This window comes from Sphingobacterium bambusae (genome assembly GCF_033955345.1).
Taxonomy (GTDB): domain Bacteria; phylum Bacteroidota; class Bacteroidia; order Sphingobacteriales; family Sphingobacteriaceae; genus Sphingobacterium; species Sphingobacterium bambusae.
The window spans coordinates 4,539,547-4,551,155 of record NZ_CP138332.1 but is presented as its reverse complement, the minus strand read 5'-3'; the positions used below and the strand labels follow the sequence as shown (position 1 = coordinate 4,551,155).

The window sequence follows — 11,609 nt, the reverse complement described above, 5'->3', positions numbered from 1 at the left end:
ACAGCGAACAGCCCGAACAATAAAATTGTTTTGATTATCTTTGCGCAATGAATCAATATGCAGTCATTTTTGACATGGATGGTGTTATCTGCCACACGAATCCCTATCATGCAAAAGCCTTTGCTATTTTCTTTGACAAATACAAAATAGCCTACACCGACAAAGAGTTTGAAGACCATATGTTTGGCAAGCACAACAGCTATATCATGACACACTTCTTCAAACGTAACATCTTTGGCGAGGAGCTTATTGCGCTGGAAGGTGAAAAAGAAGCCTTGTTTCGAGAGATTTACCGATCCGAAGTAAAAACCTTACCCAATTACCTGACTTTTCTAGATGATTTAAAGGCCAACGGATTCAAAACAGCAGTAGCCACGTCCGCCCCTCGTGCTAATTTGGAATTGATTCTCGATGTGCTCCAAATAGCTGATAAGATGGACTCGTTACTTGCTAGCGAAAATGTTACCTTACATAAACCCCATCCAGAAGTATATCTTAAATCAGCAGAAAACATTGGCGTTGATCCTGCAAATTGTCTGGTATTCGAGGATTCCTTTTCGGGTGTCACGGCAGGTTTAAATGCAGGCATGAAGGTTATTGGTGTGCTCAGCTCGCATCCAAAAGACCAATTGCCGCCCTGTGTCGCTTACTTGACTGACTACGCTGAAATCAATGCAGCAAAAGTAAAACAACTCATTCGCCAAGATTAAGATGGCTGAAGCGCTACAGCTCATAACATCACCCAGCGGTTGGGCCGTTTACTTTCTTTGTGCCATACTTATTGGAATGTCGAAAACGGGCATCCAAAACATCGGGACGTTAGCTGTGCCTCTATTTGCGTTTCTGTTTGGTGCAAAATATTCGACGGGCATTGTTTTGCTCCTGCTATGTTTCGCCGATCTAATCGCTGTTATTTACTACCGCAAAGCGTTCTTATGGCATGAAGTTAAGAAGTTACTTCCTGCAGCCGTCGTTGGACTTGTAGCAGGACTACTTTTAGGTAATTATCTGCACGACAAAACTTTCAAAATACTAATCGGCAGCTGCATCATGGTGGGAATGGGCATTATGATATGGTTGGAGCGATCGCCACGAGAACTGCAGGACAGATTAACTCAAAATCGCTGGTACTCTCCTATTTTTGGGCTTATTTTAGGATTTTCAACAATGATAGGAAATGCTGCGGGTCCAGCCCTATCGGTGTATATGTTGTCGAAACGGCTCGATAAAATAACATTTGCAGCCACTTCAGCATGGTTTATCATGATCCTCAATTTCAGCAAAATACCGTTACAAGCCTTTGTATGGCACAATTTAAGCTGGCAAGGCTTATTCCTCAACCTATTAGCCTTACCATTTATCTTATTAGGCGGCTTTATAGGCATCCGCATTATCCACATTTTGCCCGAGAAACAATTCCGACGGCTAATAATGGGTTTGATTATTGTTTCTGCTTTATTGTTGATCACGTTGTAGGGCTAGCGAATGTTTTGGCATCAAGACCTAACAACACTATACACTAAAAGAGTCTAAAGCCTAAAAGCATCGCTAATATTTAAGCCAAAACGTCGCGTTCGTCGGGGTAGCGTTCAAAGACCGTTTCCGCAAAAGAACAAGCAGGAACAACCTTTAACCCATTGTCTCTCGCCAGCTTAATTGCAGCTAACACCAATTCCTCCGCTATTTTATTTCCTCTATAATAAGGTTCAACCTCCGTATTGGTAATAGTCAACGTACGCTCATTACGCGTGTATACCAACTCGCCAATCTGTACTTCATCATTCAAAGCCAACCATTTGCTTTGATCCTCTACATGTATTAATTCCATTATACGTTGTTCTTATTCTTCTAAAAAATTAGCCAATGAGGTTCCTAAGATATTGTTCCAGCTTTTTTCATACTTTGTACGATCCACTAGAACGCCAGCATCCGCGAAGCTTTCTATGCCTTCATGTACGACGCGTACCGCCGTGGCATTTCCCCGTCGTGTAAGGTACCAGGTTACCACCGAAAGTCCCTTGCTTTCCGTTGGATGGCTCCATACGTACTGCAGAAGCTCATTAGGCTTAAAGTCAAGAATCTTAATCCGGTAGTGGTAACGATTTACACCTTTTGACTCGTAGAAATTAAATTCCGCTCCTTTCTTCAACTCGAATTCGGGTATTTCAAAATACCACAGGGTCAATTTGTCTTTATCGGTAAGGGCTTCCCAAACACGATCTGGACTTGCAGAATAAGTTCGCTCAACTAGGATTGGTGCAGGCTTTATCATACCTCAATTGTTTTTCAATAAATATAACAAATATTGTGGTAAATAGTTTACGGTCTGTTGAAAAAAATAGGCCTTAAAAAGTCTGATTAACTAGGCCTTTTTCAACTGTTTCAAAAGGCCAAAGACAAGCCGATTATTTTAAAATAAGTGCGCCTTCAAATTGGCAAAAATTCCAGTCGGCAGTTTACACCAAACATTTCACACTAAAAAAAATCCTGTGTATCTTTGTTAACGATGAATGTAGATAAATTATTAGAGCGTGCATTAAACTTTGACTTTCTGAGCAAAGAAGAAGGCATGTACCTCTACCATAACGCCGCTACAGCCGACCTTACTTATGTGGCCAACGAGCTTCGCAAAAAGCAGGTTCCACATGGAAAGGTGACTTGGCAAATAGACCGCAATGTCAACACAACGAACGTGTGCATTGCCAATTGCAAATTTTGCAATTTCTTTCGCCGACCGGGGCATGAGGACAGTTACATTACCGATATAGAGACCTACCGACAAAAGATCGAGGAAACCTTTCGCTACGGTGGAGATCAACTTCTATTGCAAGGAGGCCACCATCCTGATTTGGGACTCAATTTCTACACGACCTTGTTCAAGCAACTGAAAGAACTCTACCCTGACTTGAAATTGCACGCGCTAGGACCGCCAGAAATAGCACACGTTTCGAAGCTCGAAGGCCTGCCCCATATTGAAGTGCTACGCGCTATGAAAGAATCTGGCCTGGACTCCTTGCCTGGTGCTGGGGCAGAAATACTGAATGACCGCGTGCGTCGGTTGATCTCAAAAGGTAAATGTGGAGGACAGGAATGGCTCGACGTCATGCGTGCAGCACATCAAATCAACTTACCAACTTCGGCAACGATGATGTTTGGGCATATAGAAACGATCGACGAGCGATTTGAACATTTGGTATGGATCAGGGAAGTGCAGGCGGAAAAGCCCGTCGATGCGCATGGTTTTATAGCGTTCATCCCTTGGCCATTTCAAGACGATGGCACCTTGTTGAAACGTCTGCGCGGAATAACCAACAACGTCACGGGTGAGGAATACATTCGCATGATCGCCCTAAGCAGGATTATGTTGCCCAACGTAAAAAACATACAAGCATCATGGTTAACGGTAGGAAAACGTACCGCGCAGCTTTGCTTACATGCTGGAGCGAATGACTTCGGATCTATTATGATCGAAGAAAATGTTGTTTCGGCAGCGGGAGCGCCGCATCGGTTTACTTCCAAATCCATACAAGATGCCATCCGTGAAGCAGGATTCGAACCTCAACTGCGCACGCAGAAGTATGACTTCCGTGTGTTGCCGCAAATGGAAGAACAGGTCATAAACTATTAAAGAAAAACGGATGAAAGATATCCTTTTGAATATAGAAGCCATCATTTTCGCCGCAGAAGAAGGCATTGGAGCAAACGAGATAAAGCAGGTTTTGCAAGATGGTTTAGCCATCGATATCAATCGGCAAGAAGTGATCGATCTTCTTGCAAAAATAAAGGAAAAGTATGCGCACGATGATCAGGTATTTCAGTTGCGAGAAATAGCCAATCAATACCAGTTTTTGACGAAAGACATTTATCATGAAGTGATCAATCAATTGCAAGCACACAAAGACCGCAAAAAACTGAGCCAGTCAGCCTTGGAAACGTTGGCTATCATCGCTTACCGACAACCCATCACTAAATTGGAAGTTGAACAAATTCGCGGCGTCAATTGCGATTACTCCATCCAGCGACTTCTGGAAAAAAAGCTTATTCAGATTGCCGGAAAATCCGATAGTATTGGCAAACCTCTGCTTTATACAACCAGCGATCAGTTTATGCAACACTTCGGTATAAAAAGTGCGAAAGATTTGCCACAGCTGAAGGACATCGTCGCTGAAGAGAATAGCATTGGTGAAATAAGCGAATAACAATAAGCAAACTTAAACACCTGTATTTCAGCCATTAAAAAAATAAAAAAAATTTAAAGTTAGCATATTCTTGATTATTTTTACGCTTAGTAACAAACATAAGATTTATCAATTTTTAATACGAAAAGACTATGATGCAAGTGGCAGAACAAGAAGTTTTAGTTGACGAGTTTGTCAATTTTAACGGTCCGGAGGATGATGCAGATGATGTCTATGATGATGACGATTTCGAACTGGATGAAATCGATTCAATCGGCGATCTTGATGATTTTGATGATGACGATTTTTAATCAACACGACCTAATTGAATTCAACCGGACAAACTGAGAAGAAATGAAAAAGGCAGCGTTACCAATATAACGCTGCCTTTTTACTTAAATACCGATTGATTCGGGTTATTTCTTATGCAATTGCTCGTATAAATCAATCACCTTTTTCTGCAATTCGATCACTTCTCCATCTCTCGATTGAAGCTTTTTGTTCAATACATTAATCTCATCCTGAATTTGCTTTTCCTCCTCAGAATCAGTTGTTGACAACAGCTGAACTAAGGAAAGACCGAAAAGTTTAGAAATTTGATTTAATCGAGACAGATTTACATCCGTAATACCTGTTTCAATTTTTGAAAAAGCTGGAATAGAAATGTCTAAACGTTTAGCAACGTCCTCTTGGCTCCAGCCTTTTTGATGTCTCAAAAGACGAATTTTTTTTCCTAATGCATTCATGGGTAAATTGTTTTTCTTATTCCAAAAGTAATAAAAAAAATACTAAAGAAAAACCTAGAAAAAAAATAATTAATAATTTTTAAAGAACTTATCCGCAAAGCCGACAATATTCACCGAACTGTGATTTGGAGAAACCATAAATAACATATTGAACCCCAATGATTTAAAACTTTCTAAATAATTCTCCAAAGAAATCACATCTTTTAAAAATGTGAAGTTTTTATGATTAAAAACTTGCTTAATTTCTGTTTCCAAATTACTTATTAATATATTTTTATCCTTGATTGCGTCCTTATTAACGAATACAATCGCATAATCAGACTCATCCATGGATGATCTATATTGGCCAAGAAAATTGCCATCAGCGGCTTCATATGGATTCAATTCAATAATGGTAACAAGTCCTTGATTAGGAAACTGCTCCTTCACAGCATGTATGCTCGTTTGAAGTTTGTAGGAAGAATAATTGAAATCCTGATAAACCACACGTTCATTGTCACTAGCAACAAATTCCAGATACCGGATAGAACTTTTGAAGTCGCGAATGGCATTGTAAAAATCCGTCCGCTTCACCCCTAACCACTCACAAACTGTATAAGCACCCGCAATATTGGACAAATTAAGTTTACCAAATACCTGTAACGGAATTCTTTCCTCACCTAAATGAAGATAAGTCACCCCTTTATTAATCGAATATTCAGGCAATCGATAACCGTGTCTGTTAATCTTACAATCAGAAGTTTCTTCCACAATGGTTCGCAGATAGGTATTATCTTTGTTGTAAATCAAAGTACCTTTCTTGACGATCGTATCGACAAATGTTTCAAATTGCTGAAAATAATCATCACGGCTTATATCCGTACGACTTTCATTCCAGTCCACACCACTGATTAGGGCGATATTTGGATGAAATAGGTGAAACTTCGATTGATGATCGATGGGTGATGCGTAATATTCATCGCCTTCGAGCAGAATGATCTTATTGTGGGTGGTAAGTTTGACCAAGGAATCGAAACCTTCCAGTTGTGCGCCCACAAGGTAATCAAAATCCTTACCTAATTTTTTCAGCACGTGCATAATCATACTCATGATCGTTGTCTTTCCGTAAGTACCGGCAATGACAACACGTGTTTTATTAACACTTTGCTCGTAGATAAACTCCGGAAAAGAATAGATCTTAATATGAAGCTCCTGCGCTTTTAACAGTTCTGGATTGTCCACCTCTGCATGCATACCCAAAATGACTGCATCGATATCCTCGGTGATCTGCTCCGGAAACCAGCCCACCTTCGCAGGCAGCAAACCTGCTTTTTTAAGTCGAGATTTCGATGGCTCCACAATTTGATCGTCGGAACCAGACACTTGATGTCCCTGTTCAGCCAATGAAATGGCCAAATTATGCATCACAGCTCCACCGATGGCTATAAAATGAATATGCATTAGCTAATTTTATTAAACTTCGCGGAGCACCAAGCATCCAACACTTTCATACGCTCATACTGAAACCCGACAGACTCCGCCTTTTCGCGTAAAATAGCCAAGTCTTCCAGCGCATAGAAACCACTAATGTACAACCGACCACCTTGACGCGTGCTTGCACTATATTGATCCAATTGGTCCAACAAAATGTTGCGATTGATGTTCGCCAAAATAACATCAAATTCCTTTCCCAATAAAACCTCTTTGGAGCCCAGCAATGCTTCGATGTTGTCTACGTCGTTCAATAGCTTATTTTCCTCCACACTGTCTACGCAAATGTCGTCATAATCAACTGCCAATGCTTTTGAGGCACCACATTTGATGGCAAGAATCGCCAAAATACCTGTTCCGCACCCCATATCCAAGACCTCTTTTCCCTGAAAATCGTCTTCTAGCACGTAAGAAAGCATCATAGACGTAGTTTGGTGATGTCCTGTACCGAAGGACATCTTTGGGTCGATTACAATCTCGTAAGGCATATCTGGGCGGGGCTCATGAAAGGTAGCACGCACATGACAGCGATCGTCAACAGTAATCGGGTTAAAATTGCTCTCCCATAATTTATTCCAATTCTGCTCTTCAACGTCTTGCACCTCATAAGCTACTTCGAAACCTTCAGTCTCCGAAAGAAGAACTGTTTCCAAAGCTTGAAGATCAAGATTTGCAGCCGGTATGTAGGCTGCAAATCCCTGATCGATATCTTCAAACGTGTCATAACCAATATCTCCCAAAGAAGCGATCAACAGATCCTTCTGCCAGTCCTCCATAGTAGGAGATGTAAAGATGACGGATGAATACTTCATTATTACGCGTTGAATACCTTAACGATATCTAAGAAATCACGAGATTTCAAAGAAGCACCGCCAATCAAACCTCCGTCTATATCTTTTTGTAAAAAAAGATCTTTTGCATTGCCAGGATTTGCACTTCCTCCATAGAGAATTGTTGTGTTATCAGCAATTTCAGCTCCATATTTCGCTGCCACTGTCTCCCGGATAAAGGCATGTACTTCCTGCGCTTGCTCCGGTGAAGCAGTCAAGCCAGTACCAATAGCCCAAACAGGCTCATAGGCCAACACAACTTTTTCAAATTCTGTAGCAGATAAATGAAAAACACCTCCTTCTAATTGGGTTTTGATAACTTCAAAAAAGTTACCGCCCTCACGCTCCTCTTTTGTTTCGCCAATACAGAAGATTGGTGATAATCCGTGCTTCAACGCCGCATCAGTCTTCTCTGCCAACAAAGCATCTGTTTCTCCAAAATAGGCTCTACGCTCTGAATGTCCAAGGATCACATAATCGGCTCCCGTCGACTTCACTTGCGTTGCAGAAATCTCTCCGGTATAAGCGCCGGATTCTGCCTGATGTATATTTTGTGCCCCAACACTTACGTTAGCCACAGGCGATGCCAATTTACCGATACTATATAAATGTATGGCCGGACTACAAACGATTACTTCTTGGTTGCCAACAACCTCGTCCTTAACCATGTTTACAATCTCCGAAAAAAGGCTTAGGCCCTTTTCATAATCCAAATTCATTTTCCAGTTTCCTGCAACAATGTTTTTACGCATAATAGTCTTATTTTTCTGTTTTAAAATATTCCTGTCTCCGGATTTCCGTCAAATCATAAACTTGTCGTAAAATTTGGATATCCAGATCCGATAGATGTTCTTTTTTCAATTTAGCCCGTTCACGCAACATTTCCACAAACTTATTAAAATGGTAAATTTCTTTTTTATTATCCGTAAACCAAGAAAAGTCCAGCACAAATTTGGGAATAATATTTGACATTGCAACCTGTGCTGCCACCCCAATCACATTACCCGTGGTGATACTGGAATTGATACCACACATAGCATAGTCTCCCATGAAAGTACCCACCTTGGCACGTTCCGTATCACGCATCGTATCCTCGGCATAATCATATAGTTTAACGGATGACCACGTATTCTGCAGGTTCGAGTTGCTGCTACCAGCGCCAATATTACAACCTTCGCCAATAACAGCGCAGCCTAGGTAACCGTCATGTCCCTTCGCACAATTTCCCCACAACACACTATTGTTTACTTCTCCCCCAATCGTAGCGCCAGGCCCAACCGTTACATTCGGGTAAAGCTTACTTCCCATCTTCACCCTTGCGCCTTCACAGATGGCAATAGGGCCACGCAAGATAGATCCCTCTTCAATAATGGCACCGTCAGCAATATAGATAGGCCCTGTTGTCGTATTCAGTATGCTACAGTTGATTTCAGCATGCTGCCCCACAAACAAACGGTCTCCCAAAAGCGTATTTGCCCCAGGCAATACCGCCGATGAGCGATCTCTTGTCAGTAAATCAAAGTCAGCGAGAATTTGCTCTTCGTTTAAGCGATAAACATCCTCTAGAAAAGTCAGCTGCTTCGCTGCATCCATAAAGCGGATCTCATGCAATGCAGAAACATCAGGTTCTTCCGCCCATACCGCTACCTTATAGGCAATCCATTCGCCATCTTTCGTTAACACGCTTTGTAGAGGCAAAGTCGTAATTGCGTCCATCAGGCTACTAGAAGGAAGCACATTACCACGAACAACAAGATAACCGGAAGCGGCTAAAGAAAACGGAAATTTTTGCTGAAGATACGGAACAGTATAGAAAGAAACCGGTTGGGAAAGCAAGTGTTCCCACTTTTCCCGGAGGGTAAGAATGCCGACACGGAGGTCACTTACTGGACGAGTATAAACCAAAGGCAGCAAATGCTCTCGCCATGCAGCATGATCATGTAATACAACTTCCAACATAGTTGGCGATAAAATTATATAAAAAAATCCCGATAAGCGAACTTAACGGGATAAAGTTGTGTGTACCGAAGCGAGAAATTACTTCTTGTTGTAACGGCTACGGAATTTATCGATACGTCCTGCCGTATCAACCAATTTCATCTTACCTGTATAGAATGGGTGTGAAGTATGAGAAATCTCTAATTTCACTAATGGATATTCATTACCATCTTCCCAAGTAATCGATTCTTTCGTGTCTACACATGATTTAGTTAAGAAAGCATAGTCATTAGACATATCTTTGAAAACCACTAATCTGTAGTTTGATGGATGCAAATCTTTTTTCATTTTATGTTATGATTACGTATATTCAACAATTGAGGTGCAAAGATAATTTATATTTTCAGAAAAAACAAAATAATAATTATCCACAATACACATTTTATGCACCTATGCTTTTTAAGATTGCGCTAAGTTACGGTTTTTCCTAAAAAAGAACAATCTACACAACAACCAAAACCACGACCTACAAGCCTCGTCATATCCTACTAGGACAGCGACAAGCTCGAACTACAAGCTCTGTAATATACATACCGCTGCTTTTTTAGGCTTCCATCGATGTACAATTGGCTTTTTTTGTTATTTTTGCGTTCTTATCTAGCATTTTAAATATTAATACATGAGTACTGTATTATCCGAACAGGAACAACAGCGCAGACTGAACCTTCAAGCTATTCTTGATTTGGGCATCAACCCTTATCCTGCCGATGAATTTGAAGTAAACGTCACTGCGGCAGACATTTTAGCAAACTACGAACGAGATAAATTAAACTATAAGAGCATCCGTATTGCAGGCCGTATCATGAGCCGTCGTGTTATGGGGAGTGCTTCTTTTATGGAGCTGCAAGATGCTACAGGTCGCGTACAGGCCTACGTGAAACGTGACGACCTATGTCCTGACGAAGACAAGACGCTCTATAACACGGTATTTAAAAAACTTTTAGACATTGGTGACATTGTCGGTGTGGAAGGCTATGTGTTTACAACACAAACCGGAGAGATCTCTATTCACGTCGAGAAGTTAACAATCTTGACCAAATCGCTGCGCCCATTGCCTATTGTTAAAGAAGCCGATGGGAAAACATTCGATGCCTTTACTGATCCAGAACAAAGGTATCGTATGCGTTATGTCGACTTAATCGTCAACCCGCAAAATCGCGATATTTTTATCAAGCGTAATAAGCTCTTCACAGCGATGCGCGATTTTTTCAATGATGCCGGCTACATGGAAGTAGAAACACCGGTTTTACAATCCATTCCAGGAGGAGCTACGGCACGCCCTTTCATCACGCACCACAATGCGCTTGATATACCCCTATATTTACGTATCGCCAACGAGCTTTATCTAAAGCGTTTGATCGTTGGTGGCTTTGAGGGGGTTTACGAGTTTTCCAAAAACTTCCGCAACGAGGGAATGGATAGAACGCATAATCCAGAGTTTACGGCCATGGAAATTTACGTAGCCTACAAAGACTATAACTGGATGATGAACTTCACCGAACAGCTGTTGGAGAAATGTGCCGTCGCAGTAAATGGCTCCACCAAAGCAACCTTCGGCGAACATAATATTGATTTCAAGGCTCCTTACAAACGGGTAACTATGGCTCAATCCATTTTAGACTTCACCGGCTTTGATATCAGCGGTAAAACCGAAGATCAGATTCGAGAGGCTGCCAAAGGAATGGGTATTGAGGTTAATGACACCATGGGCAAAGGCAAGTTAATCGATGAAATTTTTGGCGAAAAATGTGAGGGCAACTATATACAGCCTACTTTTATCACCGACTACCCCATCGAGATGTCGCCACTAACGAAAAAACACCGAGACAACCCGGAATTGACCGAACGCTTTGAATTGATGGTTTGCGGTAAGGAAATTGCTAATGCCTACTCCGAGCTAAATGACCCGATCGATCAACGTGAGCGTTTTGAAGATCAGTTACGCTTGTCGGAAAAAGGCGATGATGAAGCCATGTTTATCGATCAGGATTTCCTGCGCGCACTAGAATATGGCATGCCTCCTACGTCCGGTTTGGGTATAGGAATGGATCGCTTAATCATGTTCCTGACGAACAATGCGTCTATCCAAGAAGTATTGTTCTTCCCACAGATGCGTCCTGAAAAAGTTGCAAAAGTAGCGTCTGTAGATGACTATACGGCACAGGGTATTCCCGCAGAGTGGGTTCCTGTCTTGCAGAAAATGGGATTAACAACGATCGAATTGCTAAAAGAAGCAAATCCCAATAAAGTGTTCAATGATTTGGGCGGATTACGCAAAAAGATGAAACTAGATATCTCGATGCCTAGCAAAGAAGATGTCTTGACTTGGTTTGATTAATCACCTATCTAAAACAAACCATAACAGTGGCGATCAAACGAAAGTTTGG

At 41.4% G+C, this 11,609-nt stretch carries 14 protein-coding genes; 6 read left to right on the top strand and 8 right to left on the bottom strand.

Translation table 11 applies throughout. From position 1 onward, the window contains the following. Positions 1–47 precede the first annotated feature (47 nt). Positions 48–710 carry an HAD family hydrolase gene (locus tag SCB77_RS18885; RefSeq protein WP_320183555.1) on the top strand — a complete coding sequence of 221 codons (663 nt, stop codon included), beginning with the start codon at positions 48–50 and terminating at the stop codon, positions 708–710. Between the two features lies 1 nt (position 711). Further along, positions 712–1,476 (top strand): sulfite exporter TauE/SafE family protein, encoded by a 765-nt coding sequence (locus tag SCB77_RS18880; protein ID WP_320183554.1) that lies wholly within the window; start codon positions 712–714, stop codon positions 1,474–1,476. A gap of 79 nt (positions 1,477–1,555) precedes the next feature. Here SCB77_RS18880 and SCB77_RS18875 read toward each other — a convergent pair whose 3' ends face one another. Next, on the bottom strand, positions 1,556–1,828 hold the full coding sequence (locus SCB77_RS18875; RefSeq protein WP_320183553.1) for a GNAT family N-acetyltransferase: 273 nt from the start codon (positions 1,826–1,828) through the stop codon (positions 1,556–1,558). Positions 1,829–1,840: 12 nt separating this feature from the next. Next, positions 1,841–2,272 (bottom strand): SRPBCC family protein, encoded by a 432-nt coding sequence (locus SCB77_RS18870; RefSeq protein ID WP_320183552.1) that lies wholly within the window; start codon positions 2,270–2,272, stop codon positions 1,841–1,843. Positions 2,273–2,506: 234 nt separating this feature from the next. On the opposite strand from SCB77_RS18870, the gene mqnC reads away from it, so the two are divergent. The 3 genes from mqnC to SCB77_RS18855 all read left to right on the top strand — a co-directional run bounded on the left by mqnC (position 2,507) and on the right by SCB77_RS18855 (position 4,489). Next, positions 2,507–3,628: a cyclic dehypoxanthinyl futalosine synthase gene (gene mqnC / locus SCB77_RS18865; RefSeq protein ID WP_320183551.1), complete on the top strand. Its 1,122-nt coding sequence runs from the start codon at positions 2,507–2,509 to the stop codon at positions 3,626–3,628. Positions 3,629–3,638: 10 nt separating this feature from the next. After that, positions 3,639–4,199 carry an SMC-Scp complex subunit ScpB gene (gene scpB / locus SCB77_RS18860; protein ID WP_320183550.1) on the top strand — a complete coding sequence of 187 codons (561 nt, stop codon included), beginning with the start codon at positions 3,639–3,641 and terminating at the stop codon, positions 4,197–4,199. Positions 4,200–4,330: 131 nt separating this feature from the next. Beyond that, positions 4,331–4,489, top strand: a complete 159-nt coding sequence (locus SCB77_RS18855; protein WP_320183549.1) for a hypothetical protein — start codon at positions 4,331–4,333, stop codon at positions 4,487–4,489. A gap of 105 nt (positions 4,490–4,594) precedes the next feature. Here SCB77_RS18855 and SCB77_RS18850 read toward each other — a convergent pair whose 3' ends face one another. The 6 genes from SCB77_RS18850 to SCB77_RS18825 all read right to left on the bottom strand — a co-directional run bounded on the left by SCB77_RS18850 (position 4,595) and on the right by SCB77_RS18825 (position 9,510). Further along, positions 4,595–4,924 carry a helix-turn-helix domain-containing protein gene (locus SCB77_RS18850; protein ID WP_189624782.1) on the bottom strand — a complete coding sequence of 110 codons (330 nt, stop codon included), beginning with the start codon at positions 4,922–4,924 and terminating at the stop codon, positions 4,595–4,597. Between the two features lie 69 nt (positions 4,925–4,993). After that, the gene (locus SCB77_RS18845; RefSeq protein ID WP_320183548.1) at positions 4,994–6,364 is read right to left on the bottom strand and encodes a Mur ligase domain-containing protein; all 1,371 of its coding nucleotides are present in this window, start codon (positions 6,362–6,364) and stop codon (positions 4,994–4,996) included. After that, the gene (gene prmA / locus SCB77_RS18840) at positions 6,364–7,206 is read right to left on the bottom strand and encodes a 50S ribosomal protein L11 methyltransferase (protein WP_320183547.1); all 843 of its coding nucleotides are present in this window, start codon (positions 7,204–7,206) and stop codon (positions 6,364–6,366) included. Before prmA ends, SCB77_RS18845 begins: the two co-directional genes overlap by 1 nt. Before the next feature lie 2 nt (positions 7,207–7,208). Beyond that, positions 7,209–7,976: a triose-phosphate isomerase gene (gene tpiA, locus SCB77_RS18835; RefSeq protein WP_320183546.1), complete on the bottom strand. Its 768-nt coding sequence runs from the start codon at positions 7,974–7,976 to the stop codon at positions 7,209–7,211. Positions 7,977–7,983: 7 nt separating this feature from the next. Next, the gene (locus SCB77_RS18830) at positions 7,984–9,183 is read right to left on the bottom strand and encodes a putative sugar nucleotidyl transferase (protein WP_320183545.1); all 1,200 of its coding nucleotides are present in this window, start codon (positions 9,181–9,183) and stop codon (positions 7,984–7,986) included. Positions 9,184–9,261: 78 nt separating this feature from the next. Then, positions 9,262–9,510: a type B 50S ribosomal protein L31 gene (locus SCB77_RS18825; protein WP_320183544.1), complete on the bottom strand. Its 249-nt coding sequence runs from the start codon at positions 9,508–9,510 to the stop codon at positions 9,262–9,264. 331 nt (positions 9,511–9,841) lie between these two features. Between SCB77_RS18825 and lysS the strand changes: the two genes are divergently transcribed. Further along, positions 9,842–11,560: a lysine--tRNA ligase gene (gene lysS / locus SCB77_RS18820; RefSeq protein ID WP_320183543.1), complete on the top strand. Its 1,719-nt coding sequence runs from the start codon at positions 9,842–9,844 to the stop codon at positions 11,558–11,560. Positions 11,561–11,609 lie beyond the last annotated feature (49 nt).